This window comes from Vibrio sp. 10N.247.311.13 (assembly GCF_041467595.1).
Taxonomy (GTDB): Bacteria; Pseudomonadota; Gammaproteobacteria; order Enterobacterales; family Vibrionaceae; genus Vibrio; species Vibrio crassostreae_C.
In genome coordinates this window covers 1-17,563 of sequence record NZ_JBFSUX010000031.1, presented here as the reverse complement: position 1 = coordinate 17,563, position 17,563 = coordinate 1, and the positions used below count along the sequence as shown (strand labels likewise).

Below are 17,563 nucleotides of genomic sequence, written 5' to 3'. Positions count from 1 at the left end.
ATAATGACGCAAATACTGTACTAGTAAGAATTCCTACCACCTATGGGGTATAACGAATTGTGTGACCACACTCCGGTTGTGGTTATGCTTCTGTGATGTAGCAAGTTTGTGCGGAACCTGATGTTGAAATGGAACGCGCTTCAAGCTCCTCGCTGTTCTTAAAACAGACTGTTGTTTTGGGAAAATTGAAGTGCAGCATCGAGTTTTGATTGTGCTGATAATTAGAAAAGCCTAGGTTGTTAATTAGCTCGATGTATTTGTCCGCTTGTCTTTTATCAATAAAGACTATTGTTTTAGACGACTTAGTGGTCAATTTATATCCAAATGGTTGTTTTGTTCAATTTAATAGCAAAAATTGTGGTTATAGCGTTGTGTTTCGAGGCTCATTCGATAAGATGAAAAGACCTCTATGATAGAGGTAGGGCAGCAACGGATACGCTGCTTCAAATACTATGGAATGTGACTTATTGGACACATACATGAAATTCAAGATTACATCACCGATTATTGAACCTACGGAAGGTTCACCACATCAGTTAATGCTTACTCACGCTTCTCGTTTTACCTCTTTTAAGACAAGCTCCCCTTTGAACGCCCTGTTCGACAACGTCTCTGCACGCTTCTTTACCGCTTATCGCTCCTATTGTTATTCGTTTTATAACTTTATTTCTATCTGAACTCCTTTGTCATCCGCTCGATGAACGAAGACTCACATCTATAAAAACTAAACAAATAAGTTAAAAACAATGAATATTAAAATGATGGGTAGCTCCCTAATTATCGCTGGTACCGCTCTCGGTGCTGGTATGCTTGCGATCCCAATGGTATTAGCTCAATTCGGATTGCTTTACGGCACACTGCTTATGGTACTGATCTGTTTCGGTACGACTTACGCAGCATTACTACTTCTAGAAGCGACCATCAAAGCGGGTGGCGGTCTAGGATTAAACTCTATTGCCCGAAAAACCTTGGGTAAACAAGGTCAGTTGCTTACCAACGGCTTGCTATACGCGTTGTTGATTTGCCTATTAATGGCTTACATTCTGGGCGCAGGTGACTTGCTGAGTAAGTTACTGTCTAACTTTGGCGTCGAAATTACCGCGACTACCAGCCAAACCGTGTTTACCTTGCTTGCTGGCGCAGTAGTCGCAAGTGGTACTGGTGTGATTGATAAGCTCAATCGAGCATTGTTCTTCGTGATGCTTGCTAGTTTGTTTGCAACCATGGCCTTCTTAGCGCCGAGCATGACTCAAGAAAACTTGATGCAGGTAACCAGCCATGACCACGTTGACCTAATCAAAACCAGTGCCATCCTGTTTACGAGCTTTGGCTTTATGGTGGTGATTCCAACCTTGGTTTCTTACAACCACGAAGCGACAGACAAACAGCTGCGTAACATGGTGATCATCGGTTCTCTGATCCCATTAGTGTGTTACTTGTGTTGGTTGTTTGCGGTAGTGGGTAACTTGAGTGAAGAGCAATTCCGTAGCTTTGAGAACGTATCAGATTTGATGGCGGCGTTTGAGGCTCAGTCTCCTTGGGTGGGTAACGTCTTGTCTACCTTCACTGGCTTGGCGTTGTTGACTTCTTTCTTTGGCGTAGCAATGGCGTTGTTCAACCAGAACAAAGACATGTTCAACCAAAATACAGCGGTAACGTACTGCATTAGCTTTATCTTGCCGTTGGCGGGTTCATTGCTTGCTGCAGACAAGTTCCTACAAGTGCTGAATTACGCAGGCATCATCTTGGTGTTCCTAGCGGTGTTTGTTCCTCTGGTTATGGTTCACAAGCAGCGCTTCATGAAAGTTGCTGATGACCGATACCGAGCAGAAGGTGGCAGCGCAATGATGTTGTTCTCACTGCTGTTTGGTTGTTTCCTGCTTATCTCGCAAGTGATTTAACAAAACAATTTGGTCGGTTGAATCAATCAGTCACCAAGCTTTAGCTCCAAAAGCTTCAGATACAAAAAAGGAACGCCGCGGCGTTCCTTTTTTATTATCGGTTTATTAATTCAGAATGATTAACAAACAACCTTAACAGCCAAACCACCTTGAGATGTCTCACGGTATTTAGCGTTCATGTCTTTACCTGTTTCTAGCATTGTTTCGATAACTTTATCTAGAGAAACAGTAGGAGCAGAAGAGCGACGAAGCGCCATACGAGTCGAGTTGATTGCTTTAACTGCAGCAATACCGTTACGCTCGATACATGGTACTTGTACTTGGCCAGCAACTGGGTCACATGTTAGACCTAGGTTGTGCTCCATGCCGATTTCTGCAGCCATACATACTTGCTCAGGGCTACCACCCATAAGCTCAGCAAGACCAGCAGCAGCCATAGAGCATGCCACACCAACTTCACCCTGACAGCCAACTTCAGCACCAGAGATTGAAGCGTTACGCTTGTAAAGACCACCGATCGCGCCAGAAGCTGCGAAGTAACGGATGTAATCTTTCTCTGTCACTGTTTGGATGAACTTATCGTAGTAAGCCAATACAGCAGGGATGATGCCACATGCGCCGTTTGTTGGTGCCGTTACTACACGGCCGCCAGCTGCATTTTCTTCGTTTACTGCGAAAGCAAACATGTTTACCCAGTCAACAACCGACATTGGATCATTGGTTGTTTTTTCTGAAGTCATTAGCTGTTGGCGAAGTGCTGCTGCACGGCGAGGAACACGTAGTGGACCAGGCAGGATACCTTCAGTATTCATACCGCGATCCATACACTCACGCATAGTTTTCCAGATGTTAGCGAAGTAAGTGCGAGACTCTTCGTCTGAGTGGAACGCTGCTTGGTTTTTCATAACCAGTGTACTGATAGAAAGACCGCTTTCTTTGCACTGATTAACCAGCTCTTCAGCTGTTGTGAATTCGTAAGGTGCTTTGATTGGGTTTTCTTCTTCTTTGCCGAAGTTCTCTTCGTCAACGATGAAACCGCCACCAATTGAGTAGTACGTTTTTGAGTATGCAACTTCGTCACCAACCCATGCATGAATGCTCATGCCGTTCTCGTGTAGAGAAAGGTTGCTAGTGTGGAAGTTCATACCGCCATCGCGTGGGAACGATACTGTATGACAGTGCATGCCAACAGGAAGGCGCTCAGTTTCTTCTACGCGAGCAATGAAGCCAGCAATAGAATCGATATCAACACGCTCAGGAGTATTGCCAGCAAGACCCATGATGATTGCGATATCTGTGTGGTGACCTTTCCCTGTCAGTGATAGTGATCCATATACGTCCACGGTGATTTTAGTGATGTCGCGCAATTTTCCCATTGAACGTAGGTCATCAATAAATTCTTTACCCGCTTTCATTGGTCCAACTGTGTGTGAGCTCGATGGACCAACACCGATTTTATAGATATCAAATACACTAATCATAGCGATTACCTCAAAAAGAGAGCCTCCCAAGGGGAGTAGGGAGGCTCATTTATTATCATTATATTTTTTGTCTAATCTCGTGATATAAGATGGATGCCATCTTATAAAAAGGGCTTGAGATTAAAGAGCGCCGTAGATTACAGAACTAATAGCCGCTAGACCACATAAAGCTGTAAAGATTTGTACAGGTGCTGAAGTTTTGTACTTAGCCATTGCTGGTACTTTTTGCATCGCGAATACAGGCATTAGGAACAGGATAGCTGCAATCATTGGAGCACCCATTGTTTCAATCATACCTAGGATACTTGGGTTAACTACCGCAACAATCCAAGTAGTAACAACGATGAACGCTAGAGATGCTTTTTCGATAGTGCTTACTGAAGAACCAGAGCGAGACTTGATTAGACCAACAAGACCTTCGTGAGCACCTAGGAAGTGACCGAAGTAGCTAGAAGTAATCGCTGCGAACGCTACTAGAGGACCCATGTAAGAGATAAGTGGAGACTCATGTACGTTTGCTAGGTAAGAAAGAACAGAGATGTTCTGTGCTTGTGCTGTTGCTAGTTGCTCTGGAGATAGAGAAAGCACTACAGAGAATACGAAGAACATTACAAAACCCATCAGCATCATTGCTGCGCCACCAGTGATCGCGTCAGTTTTCTTAACTGCGTCATCACCGTATACACGACGTTGCTCTTTAGAGAACTGTGAAATGATTGGGCTGTGGTTGAAAGAGAACACGATGATTGGAATAGCAAGCCAGATAATAGAAGGCATTGTTGACCATTCTGGGCTTACGTCCATCATTGAAGTGTTCCAATCAGGAACTAGGTAAAAAGATAGCGCTAGTAGGATGAATACTAGTGGGTAAACCATTGCTGAAGTTGCTTTAAGCATCAGCTCTTTACCGAATACAACACCTGCTGTCATAGCAAGGATAAGTGCACCAGAAAGAAGAGGACGAGGAATAGATTCCATACCCATTTGGTTTACTAGGAAAGAATCAACTGTGTTTGTGATACCAACACCGTAGATAAGAACGATCGGGTAGATAGCGAAGAAGTAAGCAAAAGTAATAATGTTTGCGCCAGTCTTACCGAAGTGCTCTTCAACTGTGTCTGTAATATCAGCTTCAGGGTTTTTAGCAGACAGTACGAAACGAGCTAGAGATTTGTGTGCGAACCAAGTCATTGGTGCCGCAATTAGAGCTAGGATAACTAATGGCCAAAAACCACCCGCACCAGCTTTGATTGGAAGGAATAGTACGCCAGCACCAACTGCTGTACCGAATAGTGATAAACACCAGGTAAAATCTTTATAGTTAAACTTGCTTGAATCTTTAACGGCATTTGCCGAAGAAGTTGTTGTGTTCATGTTAAATTACTCATTTTTTGGGAACAGGAAATAAGTCGGGGCTAATTCTGCAGAATTTTCTTCTGCAAAAAATAGATCTAAATCATGTAATGAAACGGCGTGTCACATGATATGCGAAAAACGAATTTTTGATCACGAAAATAGCGTGCTACATGTGATTTATGTTTATGCCTGGTATTAGTTTTATTTATGCGAAAGGCGGGGTTGTATAGATTTATACCAGGGAAACGTTTGCGTAAAATTGCATTAATAAATCTGTTCCATAGAAAGTCTGGATTTTGTTAACAGAGATTAAACAAAACGTAGTTGCTATGTGATTCGTTGCAGTACGTGTTGCTGCAGCGATTGGATAATTTGCGCCGTAACGCCCCAAATTAGGTGCTCTTGGAAAGGCATCGCAAAAACCCGATGCTTGATTTGTTTAAAGTTAACAGTGTGGCTGTGTAACTTGGCTTGGTCTAAAACATAGGTAGCGGGTACCTCAAAAATTGAGGCAACTTCGTTCTCATCAATGATGGCTTCATAGTCAGGATCGACCATGGCAATAATCGGCGTCACAGAAAATTTACTAATAGTACTCAATGCTGGTAATTGCCCAATAATTTTAACTTGATCCGATCGAATTCCCACCTCCTCATGGAGCTCTCTGAGTGCAGTGAATTGCATAGAAGGGTCAGAAAGTTCGTGTTTACCACCAGGAAAGCTGACTTGGCCGGGGTGATGCTTTAAATGAGCCGCTCTTTTAGTAAAAATGACATGTAAACCATCTTCTCTTTCAACTAAACCTACCACCACTGCCGCTTTACGTAATTGCTCGCCACTGATGTGCGAAACACGCTCTACTGACTCAGGATGATAGCCAACGGTAGGGTTAAGTTGGAATTGCTGAAGGAAGTTTTCTTTATTCATATCAAGCCAATATATTGATTATTATGATTTTAAGTATAGACATAACCGTGGGTTGATTACCAATATCGAGTTTTTCTTCATTCACTTTCCCTCTTTTAGTTATCAATTGGGCGTCATGAGAGGCTGTTTACCGATGAATCTCCTCAAAATGACGATTTTTGCTATATTCAATATGTGCATACAGGCGAGTAAGCGTTACCCATGTCATAAAATTGGGTGACGAAACGTAGATTTTTTGTTTAAGAATTTGATAACAATAACTTAGTGGACCATTCTAAAAAGAAATAGAAGAAAAGGTATGAGATGAAAGGAATCATATTCACCGAATTTTTAGAGCTTGTTGAAGACAAGTTTGGGCTAGAGCTTTTGGAAGAAGTTCTAGAAATGTCAGAAGATGAAGGGATCTATACGTCGGTCGGCAGTTACGACCACAAAGACCTTGTCAGGTTGATTATCAACTTGAGTAAGAAAACCGATATTGATGCGGCAAGCTTGCAACGCGTGTTTGGGCAGTCTGTATTTAAGAACTTACTGGCCTCATTACCGAATAAAGCGAGCCTTGCTCACAGCAATACCACCTTTCAATTTATTCAGCACGTAGAGCGTTACATTCATGTTGAAGTGAAGAAGCTCTATCCAGATGCTGAGCCACCTGAATTCAGTTTTATCACCACGAACGAAGCACAACTTGTTTTTGACTACAAAAGCGCAAGGTGTATGTCTCATGTTTGCTTAGGGCTTATTGAAGGATGTGCTGAATACCACGGTGAATCTATCGCGGTGGAGATGACGCCACAAAATGATGACCAAAGCGTGGTTAGGTTTAATCTCAAAGTAGAAAAGTAATATGGATCTGGCATCTGCCCTAGAGAAGAAGCTTAAGCGTCAAATCGCGGCAAGGAAAGCGGCTGAAGGATTGTTGGAACAGAAGAGCCTCGAACTGTTCGAGGCTAACCAACAGCTTGAGCTTGCTTTGCGTCAGTTAGAAAAGCGCTCCAACGCGAATATACGCCGCATTGAATTCCAAGAACAAATCGACAACCTGTTGATTGATTTTGGGCGCGCGTTTCTAAGAAATGATCTCGATGATGTCATGCTATCTGAACTAACGACCAACGTGACTAACAGTTACTTAATCGAAGCCAGTCGTTTGATTCTACCTCCCAAGCTCATCCCTCAGTTACAGACCTATGATTATGGCGATGAGACTGTCGAGGTGTTAGAGCAAGACATTCAAGAACCTCATTGGCAAGACAACCTACTGACCGTGCCCTTAGAGGTTGAAAAAGTCATAGTTGGTGCGTTAATCGTCAGAGTCAGGTTGTTAGACCAAGACTACGAGTTTATCCAAAGCCAACTGTTGTTGGTCACGGACCTTATCTGCAGTGCCTTAACCCATCAACTAGCAATCAACCGAAATATTGAATCACGTAAACGAGCGGAAGAGTCCGAAAGGGCAACGCGTGACTTTGTGGCCATGATTAATCATGAGTTAAGAACTCCACTTAATGGCTTACTAGGCAGTGCCGAGTTGATCAGTGATACCGAACTGAATAGCTCTCAGCGTGAGATAGTGAACAACCTGAGCCAATCTGGAGAGTTTCTCCGAACCATCATTAATGATCTATTGGATTACAGCAAAATTAACGCAGGGATGTTAGAGCTTATTCCAAAGAAATTTGCCCTGAATGACTTGCGAAACACGATTGATAGTATTTTCGTCAATCGAGCAATCGAGAAGCAGCTTGAATTTAATATCAGTGTTGCGTCAAATGTTCCCTCCCATTTCCAAGGTGATTTAGAGCGCATCACTCAGCTGTTTGTGAACTTAATCGGTAATGCGATTAAATTTACAGAAGAAGGACATGTGAATGTCGATATCGAATGGGACAAAAACCAATTTGTTTTCTCTGTAGAAGATACTGGAGTCGGAATTGCTGAATCAGCACATAAGACGCTGTTTGAACCTTTTACGCAGGCAGATAACTCAAGTAGTCGGAACTATGAGGGTACAGGACTTGGGTTAGCGATTTGTCGCAAACTGGTGGCTCTGATGAATGGTGATATTGGGGTGACCAGTGTCGTTGGTTCAGGCACGACCTTTACCATCTCGATTCCTCTTCAAGTTGTCGATGTTCCGGCAGAGAGTGATAGTGTCGCCAAGGGCTTTGAGTATGAGGCGGAATTGTCACTACTTAAAGTGCTGGTGGTTGATGATATTAAGATGAACCAGATCATCATCCAGCAAATGCTTCGTAAACATGAGATTGAACCTGCTATCGCAAGCAATGGTGTCGAAGGGTTTGAACTCGCGTCAGACAATGAATACGATATTGTATTCATGGATTGCAGAATGCCTGTTATGGACGGGTTTGAAGCAACAGAGAAGCTAAGAGAGAAGGGTTACGTTAAATCTATTGTGGCACTGACCGCCGGAACGACATTGGAAGAACGCGAACGTTGTATTCAGTGTGGGATGGATGACATCTTGAGTAAACCTTACACCGCCAACGATCTGAAAGAGATGCTTAAGAAGTGGGGTGTATCTGCGGTGAAGGTCGCTTAAACACGCGAATAAAGCGTTGTGAGTTATGTACTCTAACTTACAGACTAAAAAACCGAAGTGATCTTACGATCCTTCGGTTTCTTTTTATATCGAACTTTTGCTAGCCGTTAAGCTACGGAACTCGCAGTTAATGACACTAGGTTTAGCAATCTTCAAGTATCGGTAGAATTCGACTCAGCTTATCCAGTGTTTCTTGGTATTCAGAAGCACAATCACTATCAAATACCACACCACCGCCAGCCCAAGCATAAAGCGTGTTGTTCTCGGCGACTAATGTACGAATGGTAATACTGGTATCCATTCTGCCATTTCGGCTGATGTAGCCAATACTGCCGCAGTACGCTGAACGTCGATGCGGTTCTAACTCTTCAATGATCTGCATCGCGCGAACTTTTGGTGCGCCAGTAATCGATCCTCCAGGGAAACAGGCTCTCAGAAGGTCAGTTGCAGAGTATTGGTCATCAAGGTCCGCTCGTATCGTGCTCACTAAGTGGTGCACGGCAGGGAAGCTTTCAATATCGAAGAGCTTTGGTACATGCACTGTGCCCGGTTTTGCTACTCGGCCAATGTCATTACGAAGTAGGTCGACGATCATCAAGTTTTCCGCCTGATCTTTATCGGCGCTTGCTAGGTCTTGCGCGTTGGCATTATCAATCATCGGGTCCTCAGAACGAGGTCGTGTGCCTTTGATTGGCTTGGTTTCAATGACGTTGTCTTTGAGTTCTAAGAAACGCTCTGGCGAAACACTGATGATTGCGCAGTCGGCCAAACGGATAAAACCCGAAAAGGGCGCTGAGTTGTACTGTTCTAACTTGTCATAAGCCAGCCATTCACTACCTTGGTATTGGGCATTGAAGCGCTGAGCTAAGTTAATCTGATAGCAGTCCCCGGATAACAGGTACTCTTGAACACTATCGAACTTAGTGGCGTAGCTCTCTTCGCTCATATTGGATTGCCACGGTGTGGTTAACCCAAAGGGCGCATGTGATAGGTGTGATTGAGCCATCTGCTGCATTAGCCAATCATGATGTTCATCGATATTGCTACCGACAATACACGCCGTTTTCAATTGGTGGTCAACGATAACAGCCCATTCATACAAGCCAACTGCCATGTCAGGTGCTTCAATATCACGCTTTGCGAGTGATGGAAGTGTCTCGACTCTGCGCCCTAAATCATAGCTAAAATAGCCTAAAGCGCCGCCAACGAATGGCAACTGAGTGTGCTCTTTAGTCGCAGGCAATAATTGTTGCTGATATTGGTCGAGTAGTTCGAAAGGATCAGAGTCTGAAACCTCGCACGTCTCATTAACATTAACGGTCGTTTCTGCACCGATTGTCTCGAAGGTGGCGATGGGTTGAGCAACTAAAATATCGTATCGACTATCAACGTGGCTTTCTGAAGCGGAGCGTAATAGCATTGCCCACGGCAGGTTTTCAATATGGGAAAACAGCTGTTTAGCTAAAGTTGATTGATATTCAAGCGGCTTGATTTGGATAGAGCGAAATTCGTTGTTATTCATTTGTTTAATTTGTGACAAAGAGTTCGATCACTGCATGGCGTGTGAGAGGAAGCAAGAGTATCATAAATTGAAAATAAAATGGGTTCTTGATTAGAACGGAGTAATCCAAGTGGTTTAGTTTAAAGCTATGCAAGTGATTGCTAAAGCAACTAAATACAGCTCAACACAATAAAAAGCTAAACCACCTAATTCGATTTGGCACATATAGTCAAACTGTGAACCCACATGGAACCAGAACAATAAAGAGGCATGCAATGACGGTTATTCGTAAGCAAGATGTGATCAGCAGTGTCGCTGACGCACTTCAGTACATTTCTTATTATCACCCTTTAGACTTTGTCCAAGCCCTAGAAAAAGCGTACGAGAAAGAAGAGAGCCAAGCAGCTAAAGATGCGATCGCTCAGATTCTTATCAACTCGCGCATGTCTGCGGAAGGCCATCGTCCAATTTGTCAGGATACGGGTATTGTTACTTGTTTCGTGAACATCGGTATGGATGTTAGGTGGGAAACGGATCAAACAGTACAACAGATGGTTGATGAAGGCGTTCGTCAAGCTTACAACAACCCAGATAACCCATTGCGTGCATCTGTCCTAATGGACCCTGCAGGTAAGCGTATTAATACCAAAGACAACACACCAGCGGTTGTCCACATTAATATGATTCCAGGCAACAAAGTTGAAATTCAAATCGCGGCTAAGGGCGGCGGTTCTGAGAACAAAACCAAGATGGTTATGCTGAACCCTTCTGATGATATTGCAGAATGGGTAGAGAAGACGTTACCAACAATGGGTGCAGGCTGGTGTCCACCGGGTATGCTAGGTATAGGCATTGGCGGTACGGCTGAGAAAGCAGCTGTGCTAGCGAAAGAATCTTTGATGGAACACATCGATATTCAAGAGCTTATCGAAAAAGGCCCTGAGAACGCAGAAGAAGAGCTTCGCCTAGACATCTTCAACCGTGTAAACAAGCTAGGTATTGGTGCACAAGGTCTTGGCGGTCTAACGACTGTGGTTGACGTAAAAATCAAAACAGCACCAACACACGCAGCATCTAAGCCAGTTTGCTTGATCCCGAACTGTGCAGCAACGCGTCACGTTCACTTCACGCTAGATGGCAGCGGCCCAGCAGAGCTAACGCCACCTAAGTTAGAAGAGTGGCCAGACATCACTTGGGAAGCGGGCGCAAATACACGCCGTGTTAACCTTGATGAAGTGACTAAAGAAGACGTACAAGAGTGGAAGACCGGCGAAACGGTTCTTCTGTCAGGTAAGATCTTAACCGGTCGTGATGCTGCTCATAAACGTATTCAAGGCATGCTAGAAAGCGGCGAAGGCTTACCAGCCGGCGTTGATTTCAAAGGCAAGTTCATTTACTACGTGGGTCCTGTTGATGCTGTAGGTGATGAAGCGGTAGGTCCTGCGGGCCCAACAACTTCAACACGTATGGATAAGTTCACTGACATGATGCTGAACGAAACTGGCATTATGGGCATGATCGGTAAAGCGGAACGTGGCCCTGCAACGGTTGAATCAATCAAAGAGCACAAAGCGGTTTACCTAATGGCGGTTGGTGGTGCAGCTTATTTAGTCGCAAAAGCAATTAAAAAAGCACGCGTTGTTGCGTTTGAAGATCTCGGTATGGAAGCGATTTACGAGTTTGAAGTTGAAGATATGCCTGTAACGGTAGCGGTTGACTCTAACGGCGTGAACGCACACCAGATCGGCCCTGACACGTGGAAAGTGAAGATTGCTGAAGCTGAGAAAGCGTAATTAATCGATGCCAAAAAATCGTAATTGTCGCTAACTTCAGCGTTTGAATTGCAATTTTTGACAGAAAGTTAAAGACAAAAGTGCAGCATTATCTGCACTTTTGTCTTATTATCAATGATATAGTGATAAACACATAGTTTGATATAAGAACATAGGAGAGAGGAATGCCTCGTTTTATTCAGATCCTACAGATTATCTTGGCAGTGGTGATTGGTGCTTTTGTTGGCTACGACCTGATCTTGAAAGGGATCAGTATCTTTGATAATAAATACGTGACGATTACATGTGCGCTTTGGCTAATTGCAGAGATTGCACTGTTTGTTATCTACAAGTTGATTGAAGACGATTAGACGTCGGATATCGTGCAAAAATTCTAAAGCCCCTGATTATGAATGTAGTCAGGGGCTTTTATTCATCTAGCATTAAGAATGTGTATTGCATACTCATCAACATCAACATCAACATCAACATAAGCAAAAGCATACAAACTATCCCAATTGGGAAAGAACATAGGCTTGCCTTTCTATTATCATAACCAGCTAGCCTAACTATCACGGAGTCGTTCAAATGAAACACCTAACTCAAGAAATGAGTGACTTTATAAGCAGAGGAACGGATTCTCATATTCGAGTAGCGGTCACGGGGCTCTCTCGTGCGGGTAAGACAGCATTCATTACTTCGCTGGTTAATCAGCTTCTTCATACGTCTACCCACAAAAACTTGCCACTGCTTGCATCTGCGAGAGATGGAAGAATTATTGGCGCAAAGCGCATCCCGCAACACAACATGATGATTCCACGCTTCTCTTACGATGAAGCGATGGAGTCGTTGAATGCACAGCCACCAGAATGGCCAGTGCCAACGCGTGATGTCAGTGAGATTCGTCTAGCCATCAAATATAAGCCTGCGAAGGGCGCGAAAAAGCTGCTGAGTAAAAACAGCACCCTTTACCTCGATATTGTCGATTATCCAGGTGAATGGCTGCTTGATTTGCCGTTACTGGACATGGACTTCGATACCTGGAGCCAATCTCAGTTTGCCGCATTGAAAGGTGACAGAGAAACCTACTCGCAACATTGGAACGCCATGCGTGGTGATATCGATTTGCTAGCAGAAGCAGACGAAAAAAAACTGGTCGCGATTGCCGATAGTTACACCAAGTACCTTCATACTTGTAAAAGTAACGGACTGCATTGGGTACAACCGGGTCGATTCGTATTACCGGGTGAGCTTGAAGGCGCGCCTGTGTTGCAATTCTTCCCGTGTCTCGCACCTGAGGGTAAGTTCTCAAAAACAAGTAACTATGCGGTACTGAAAGCGCGTTATGAAGAGTATCAACAGAAGGTCGTGAAAGCGTTCTACAAGAATCACTTCGCGACGTTCGACAGACAAATCGTGTTGGTGGATTGCTTACAGCCACTTAATGCGGGCTATGACTCTTTCATGGATATGCGTGGCGCGTTAGAACAGTTACTTAAGAGCTTTAAGTACGGTCGAAGCAATATCTTAAGACGTTTATTTGCGCCGAAGATCGACAAGATCTTGTTTGCAGCCACCAAGGCTGACCACGTGACACCGGATCAACATCCGAACTTGGTGTCACTGTTACAACAGATGGTACATCCGGCTTGGCAGCAGGCGGCGTTTGAACACATCGACATGAGTTGTATGAGTATCGCGTCTATTCAAGCGACCAGCGCGGGTTATATCTCGTCTGGCTCAGACAATGTTCCGGCGTTGCAAGGTGTGACTTTGGATAATGTCCCTCAAACCATGTATCCGGGAGAGGTGCCGCGTAAGTTGCCCAACAAACAGTATTGGGAAACCAACCAGTTTGATTTCACGAGCTTTAGACCGATGGAGCAACATTCCGATGAGCCTTGCCAACATCTAAGAGTCGACAAGGTTTTAGAGTATCTCATTGGCGACAAGTTGAAGTAATTGAGGCAATCAAAATGAGTGAATTAAAAACAAAGCAGGTCTTTAATGAACCGTTGAAGACCTCTTTTGATGAGCAAGACAAGACCGACGTTGGCCCGGATTTAGGTGCTCAACAACTGTTCACAGAGCAAGAGAAATTTGTCCCTGTCGCACCGCAAGTGGAAGCCGAACTTGATGGTGAAGCTGAGCAGCAATTGGAACAAGTGATTCGACCGAGCAAAAAGAAGAAGTGGTTTGGAACGGGTTTATTGGTCGCTTTTTCTGGCCTAGTTGGATGGCAAGCAATTGAATCGGTCATTACTGCTATTCAAACCGCTGACTGGCTTGCGTTAGGTTGGGCAGGCTTTATTGCTGCCATTGCTTCATTGGGTTCAGGCGCGATAGGCAAAGAGCTGTGGAAACTGCGTTCACTTAAAGATCACTTTAGTGTCCAAGAGCAGAGTGAAGAGCTACTCCAAAGTCAAAGTGTCGGCAAGGGCAAAGCGTTCTGTGAAAACATCGCCAAGCAAGGTGGCATTATCGCTGAGTCTCCTTCTCACGATAAGTGGCGAAACAGCATTAACCCAGCACACAGTGATGCAGAAGTGTTGGATATGTACGATGCGTTAGTCGTGAGTCAACAAGACAAAGTAGCGACTCAAATCGTCACTAAGTTTTCGACCGAATCGGCGGCTTTGGTTGCAGTGAGTCCATTGGCGGCGGCTGATATGTTGCTGGTGGCTTGGCGAAATTTCACCATGATCGACAAGCTTGCTGATGTGTATGGCATTGAGCTTGGCTACTGGTCTAGGATTAAGCTATTTAAATTGGTGTTAATCAACATGGCAGCAGCGGGTGCCAGTGAACTTGCGATAGACGCGAGTATGGACCTCGTCTCGATGGATCTTGCAGGCAAGGTTTCAGCTCGAGCAGGGCAGGGTCTAGGTGTCGGTATCCTTACTGCAAGATTGGGCTTAAAAGCCATGACATTACTGCGTCCTATGCCTTGGCATAACGAACGAAAAGTAAAATTGGCAGACCTCCGCAAAGCCGTCCTATCTGAAATAAAGCGTATCACTCTTAAATAAAGCATTTGAAGCTCAATAGTTTGAGAAGAAGAGTAAACATATGTTTACTCTTCTTCTTGACTGAACTCAGAGCTTAATCCACACTACTGTCAACTTATCCTGACACCTATAATAGGACTATTTGTGCGTCTTGAAGTATTGTGTGAAGACAGACTCGGCTTAACGCGTGAGTTGCTCGATATCTTGGCCTCAAAAAGCATTGATTTAAGAGGAATCGAAATTGATGTTAAAGGTATTATTTATCTAAACTGCCCTGATATTGATTTTGATGCTTTTAGTGAACTTATGGCTGAAATTCGCCGAATTTCAGGTGTGAAGGATGTACGTAAAATCCAATTTATGCCAAGCGAAAGGCATAACACAGAGCTGATTGCTCTGCTGGCAAACCTACCTGATCCTGTGATTGCGATTGACCTTAAAGGCTCAGTCGATATGGCTAACCACGCTGCATTGAACCTTTTTAATAAGCAAGAAGACGCAGTCATCGGTGAACCGCTAGCGACGTTTGTTCCTAGCTTTAACTTTGCTCGCTGGATCGAAGGCGATGTAACGCGTCATCGTGAAGTTGTCGTGTTAGATGGTTTAGATTTCTCTATTGAGATCCTGCCGATTTACCTTGGTGGTGATGTCAACGAAGCGGTACTGGCAAGCGCAGTAATGACGATTCGCTCTTGTAATCAAGAGATGAACTCGCCAGATTCAATCCCAGAACAGAACAACCTAGGTTTCGAACACTTTGTTGGTGTCTCTAATCGCCATAAAGCCTTGATCAGCCAAGCTAAGAAATTGGCTATGCTGGATCAGCCTCTATTAATTGAAGGCGATACAGGGACAGGCAAAGAGATGTTGGCAAAAGCGTGTCATAACCGTTCAAATCGATCGTCTTTCCCATTCTTGATTCTAAGCTGTGCATCGATGCCTGATGACGTAGCGGAAACGGAATTGTTTGGTCATGCACCGGGTTCATTCAACCATGAGCAAGGTCATAAAGGTATTTTCGAACAAGCGAATGGCGGTACGGTATTTTTAGATGAAATTGGCGAGATGAGCCCGCATCTTCAAATCAAGCTGCTGCGTTTCCTACAAGATGGTTCATTCCGTCGTGTTGGTGAAGAAGAAGAGATGCACGCGGATGTTCGTATTATTGCATCAACGCGCCACCGTCTTTCTGAATTAGCCGACTCGGGTTCGTTCCGTGAAGATTTGTTCTACCGCTTGAATGTACTGACTCTGTCTATTCCAGCATTGCGTGAACGCTCAAACGACGTAGCGCCACTGTTGGAACTGTTCGTTGCAAAGTACGCGCAGCAGTTAGGTATGTTAAAACCAAAACTGACTCAAGAGTTAGTCGACCAGCTTGGTAATTACCAATGGCCGGGCAACATTCGTCAGTTAGACAACATGGTTCTACGCGCACTAACAGAGTTGGATTCAGACACGCTAACGGTTGAGCAATTCCACTTGCCACAGCTTGAAACAATGACGGCTGGAATGGCGAACCTGAGCTTAGACGGCTCGCTCGATGAGATCATGAAAGACTATGAATCTCAGATTCTAGAGAAGCTTTATCAGTCTTTCCCATCAAGCCGTAAGCTAGCAAAACGTTTGAATGTTTCTCATACCTCAATTGCGAATAAGCTTCGTGATTACGGTATCAGAAAGAACTGATCGAATAAGAACAAGATTATGGAAGATTTGAGTACACCAGAGCGCATTTATAAGCATGATGGTAATCTGATTCTACGCACGGCTGAAATCGATGATGCTGGCATGATCAGCGAGTACTTTCAGGTTAACAGAGAGTATCTGAAACCTTGGGAACCGATTCGCGAAGACGCGTTCTTTGATAGAGCGAGTTGGGCGCAGCGACTGATCAAGTTAAACGAGCTTCATAAAATGGGGCTAGGCTATTACTGTTTACTGATTAACGCTGACTCTAATGAAATGTTAGGCACCATATCGTTCAGTAATTTGTCTCGTTTCCCGTTCTACGCTTGTAATGTCGGTTACTCATTGGCGCAAAGTGCACAGGGCCACGGTTACATGCGCAGAGGTTTGAACATGGCCAAAGACTACATGTTTGATGTGCAGAACATGCACCGCTTAATGGCGGGCTACATGCCTCACAACGAACGCAGTGCTGGCGTATTAGAACATCTTGGTTTTGTCCGAGAAGGTTTTGCTAAAGACTACCTACAGATTAACGGTAAATGGGAAGACCATATACTGACGGCATTAGTTAACCCAAACTGGGAAGATAGACGCGCTGTATAGAGATCAATAGTCATTAGGCGTAAGTACCAATTAAGCGTAAATACAGATTTAGAGGCAGTGACGACATAGATAAAATGAAACCGTCACTGCATCAAAAAGAACAGATAGGCATGGTAAATCCATCAGCCTGAGAAGATATTTGAGGAATTTTGATGTCATACACAACTTTGGACGAATACCAAAGAAAATGGATTTTCACACACCAGTCAATGCCGCTGCCGGCAGAGGACTTGGAAAAGATTAAGCCAATGACACAGGCGAGAGCTTCTCAGTTCTGGAAAGAGAACGTGAGCCCTCAAAGCCCAGACGCAGAACGACTGAGCTCGCAAGACTGGCCAAGCAAAGCATCGAACTGGAATGAAGAGATCAGCTGGATGGCGCATTGGGAAGCGGATGAGCCTGAAATGCCAGAAGAGATTCTTAACTTTATTGATTGGCAAGATGACGTAACTGTTTATTTTTGTTATGAAAAGTACAATGTTCTTGAAACCAAATGGGCGATTTTCAAGAAGCATTGGAAGAACTTTTTGTTCTACGATGATGGCCCGATTTTAATCGGTCGTCGTCGTTCAGAAGCCCTTTGGTTTGCTACCAATGGCAAGGTGAAAATCGGTAACCGTGCTTAATCTCGGTGTGATTTAATCGAGTGAGTGTTGGTGTTTCGATCAACAGATAGAAAAACAAAAAGCGAGCATCGAGCTTAATGCCGATCAGTTAAAGCCAAAGCGATCGGTTGAAGGATCCTTCAGAGCTGTC

At 44.2% G+C, this 17,563-nt stretch carries 15 protein-coding genes; 11 read left to right on the top strand and 4 right to left on the bottom strand.

Annotation, left to right across the window (positions count from 1 at the left end; all coding sequences use genetic code 11):
- Positions 1–479: 479 nt before the first annotated feature.
- Together AB6E52_RS13835 and AB6E52_RS13830 are read left to right on the top strand one after the other, a co-directional pair.
- Positions 480–677 carry a hypothetical protein gene (locus tag AB6E52_RS13835; RefSeq protein ID WP_048611631.1) on the top strand — a complete coding sequence of 66 codons (198 nt, stop codon included), beginning with the start codon at positions 480–482 and terminating at the stop codon, positions 675–677.
- Positions 678–758: 81 nt separating this feature from the next.
- The gene (locus tag AB6E52_RS13830; RefSeq protein WP_017060419.1) at positions 759–1,901 is read left to right on the top strand and encodes an amino acid permease; all 1,143 of its coding nucleotides are present in this window, start codon (positions 759–761) and stop codon (positions 1,899–1,901) included.
- Positions 1,902–2,020: 119 nt separating this feature from the next.
- Here the strand turns inward: AB6E52_RS13830 and AB6E52_RS13825 are convergent, their stop codons facing one another.
- From AB6E52_RS13825 to AB6E52_RS13815, 3 genes are all read right to left on the bottom strand, one after another.
- Positions 2,021–3,382, bottom strand: a complete 1,362-nt coding sequence (locus tag AB6E52_RS13825) for an L-serine ammonia-lyase (RefSeq protein WP_017060420.1) — start codon at positions 3,380–3,382, stop codon at positions 2,021–2,023.
- Between the two features lie 120 nt (positions 3,383–3,502).
- Positions 3,503–4,756, bottom strand: coding sequence for an aromatic amino acid transport family protein (locus AB6E52_RS13820; protein WP_102320452.1), 1,254 nt, complete (start codon positions 4,754–4,756; stop codon positions 3,503–3,505).
- A 309-nt stretch (positions 4,757–5,065) separates the two neighbouring features.
- Positions 5,066–5,665: a CoA pyrophosphatase gene (locus tag AB6E52_RS13815; RefSeq protein WP_102320451.1), complete on the bottom strand. Its 600-nt coding sequence runs from the start codon at positions 5,663–5,665 to the stop codon at positions 5,066–5,068.
- Between the two features lie 303 nt (positions 5,666–5,968).
- Between AB6E52_RS13815 and AB6E52_RS13810 the strand changes: the two genes are divergently transcribed.
- On the top strand, positions 5,969–6,511 hold the full coding sequence (locus AB6E52_RS13810) for a heme NO-binding domain-containing protein (RefSeq protein WP_065584176.1): 543 nt from the start codon (positions 5,969–5,971) through the stop codon (positions 6,509–6,511).
- A 1-nt stretch (position 6,512) separates the two neighbouring features.
- On the top strand, positions 6,513–8,231 hold the full coding sequence (locus AB6E52_RS13805) for an ATP-binding protein (RefSeq protein ID WP_102320450.1): 1,719 nt from the start codon (positions 6,513–6,515) through the stop codon (positions 8,229–8,231).
- Positions 8,232–8,373: 142 nt separating this feature from the next.
- Here AB6E52_RS13805 and pabB read toward each other — a convergent pair whose 3' ends face one another.
- On the bottom strand, positions 8,374–9,753 hold the full coding sequence (gene pabB, locus AB6E52_RS13800; RefSeq protein ID WP_102320449.1) for an aminodeoxychorismate synthase component I: 1,380 nt from the start codon (positions 9,751–9,753) through the stop codon (positions 8,374–8,376).
- A 254-nt stretch (positions 9,754–10,007) separates the two neighbouring features.
- Here pabB and AB6E52_RS13795 point away from each other — a divergent pair, with 254 nt between their 5' ends.
- The 7 genes from AB6E52_RS13795 (at position 10,008) to AB6E52_RS13765 (ending at position 17,433) form a co-directional block, all read left to right on the top strand.
- Positions 10,008–11,525, top strand: coding sequence for a fumarate hydratase (locus tag AB6E52_RS13795; RefSeq protein WP_102320448.1), 1,518 nt, complete (start codon positions 10,008–10,010; stop codon positions 11,523–11,525).
- 164 nt (positions 11,526–11,689) lie between these two features.
- Positions 11,690–11,875: a hypothetical protein gene (locus tag AB6E52_RS13790; protein WP_004734731.1), complete on the top strand. Its 186-nt coding sequence runs from the start codon at positions 11,690–11,692 to the stop codon at positions 11,873–11,875.
- A 217-nt stretch (positions 11,876–12,092) separates the two neighbouring features.
- The gene (locus tag AB6E52_RS13785) at positions 12,093–13,466 is read left to right on the top strand and encodes a YcjX family protein (protein WP_102320447.1); all 1,374 of its coding nucleotides are present in this window, start codon (positions 12,093–12,095) and stop codon (positions 13,464–13,466) included.
- Between the two features lie 14 nt (positions 13,467–13,480).
- Entirely contained in the window at positions 13,481–14,533 is a 1,053-nt protein-coding gene (locus tag AB6E52_RS13780) for a YcjF family protein (RefSeq protein ID WP_102320446.1), read from the top strand.
- 123 nt (positions 14,534–14,656) lie between these two features.
- Positions 14,657–16,201 carry a transcriptional regulator TyrR gene (gene tyrR, locus AB6E52_RS13775; protein WP_017067720.1) on the top strand — a complete coding sequence of 515 codons (1,545 nt, stop codon included), beginning with the start codon at positions 14,657–14,659 and terminating at the stop codon, positions 16,199–16,201.
- 18 nt (positions 16,202–16,219) lie between these two features.
- Positions 16,220–16,807 (top strand): ribosomal protein S5-alanine N-acetyltransferase, encoded by a 588-nt coding sequence (gene rimJ / locus AB6E52_RS13770; RefSeq protein WP_065584184.1) that lies wholly within the window; start codon positions 16,220–16,222, stop codon positions 16,805–16,807.
- A 152-nt stretch (positions 16,808–16,959) separates the two neighbouring features.
- Entirely contained in the window at positions 16,960–17,433 is a 474-nt protein-coding gene (locus AB6E52_RS13765; RefSeq protein ID WP_017060433.1) for a DUF2947 domain-containing protein, read from the top strand.
- The last annotated feature ends 130 nt before the right edge of the window (positions 17,434–17,563 follow it).

Excerpts from the sequence above, each read along its gene's own strand:
- AB6E52_RS13835 (WP_048611631.1), top strand. The coding sequence starts at position 480 with ATGAAATTCAAGATTACATCACCGATTATTGAACCTACGGAAGGTTCA.
- AB6E52_RS13830 (WP_017060419.1), top strand. The coding sequence starts at position 759 with ATGATGGGTAGCTCCCTAATTATCGCTGGTACCGCTCTCGGTGCTGGT.
- AB6E52_RS13825 (WP_017060420.1), bottom strand. The coding sequence starts at position 3,382 with ATGATTAGTGTATTTGATATCTATAAAATCGGTGTTGGTCCATCGAGC.
- AB6E52_RS13820 (WP_102320452.1), bottom strand. The coding sequence starts at position 4,756 with ATGAACACAACAACTTCTTCGGCAAATGCCGTTAAAGATTCAAGCAAG.
- AB6E52_RS13815 (WP_102320451.1), bottom strand. The coding sequence starts at position 5,665 with ATGAATAAAGAAAACTTCCTTCAGCAATTCCAACTTAACCCTACCGTT.
- AB6E52_RS13810 (WP_065584176.1), top strand. The coding sequence starts at position 5,969 with ATGAAAGGAATCATATTCACCGAATTTTTAGAGCTTGTTGAAGACAAG.
- AB6E52_RS13805 (WP_102320450.1), top strand. The coding sequence starts at position 6,513 with ATGGATCTGGCATCTGCCCTAGAGAAGAAGCTTAAGCGTCAAATCGCG.
- pabB (WP_102320449.1), bottom strand. The coding sequence starts at position 9,753 with ATGAATAACAACGAATTTCGCTCTATCCAAATCAAGCCGCTTGAATAT.
- AB6E52_RS13795 (WP_102320448.1), top strand. The coding sequence starts at position 10,008 with ATGACGGTTATTCGTAAGCAAGATGTGATCAGCAGTGTCGCTGACGCA.
- AB6E52_RS13790 (WP_004734731.1), top strand. The coding sequence starts at position 11,690 with ATGCCTCGTTTTATTCAGATCCTACAGATTATCTTGGCAGTGGTGATT.
- AB6E52_RS13785 (WP_102320447.1), top strand. The coding sequence starts at position 12,093 with ATGAAACACCTAACTCAAGAAATGAGTGACTTTATAAGCAGAGGAACG.
- AB6E52_RS13780 (WP_102320446.1), top strand. The coding sequence starts at position 13,481 with ATGAGTGAATTAAAAACAAAGCAGGTCTTTAATGAACCGTTGAAGACC.
- rimJ (WP_065584184.1), top strand. The coding sequence starts at position 16,220 with ATGGAAGATTTGAGTACACCAGAGCGCATTTATAAGCATGATGGTAAT.
- AB6E52_RS13765 (WP_017060433.1), top strand. The coding sequence starts at position 16,960 with ATGTCATACACAACTTTGGACGAATACCAAAGAAAATGGATTTTCACA.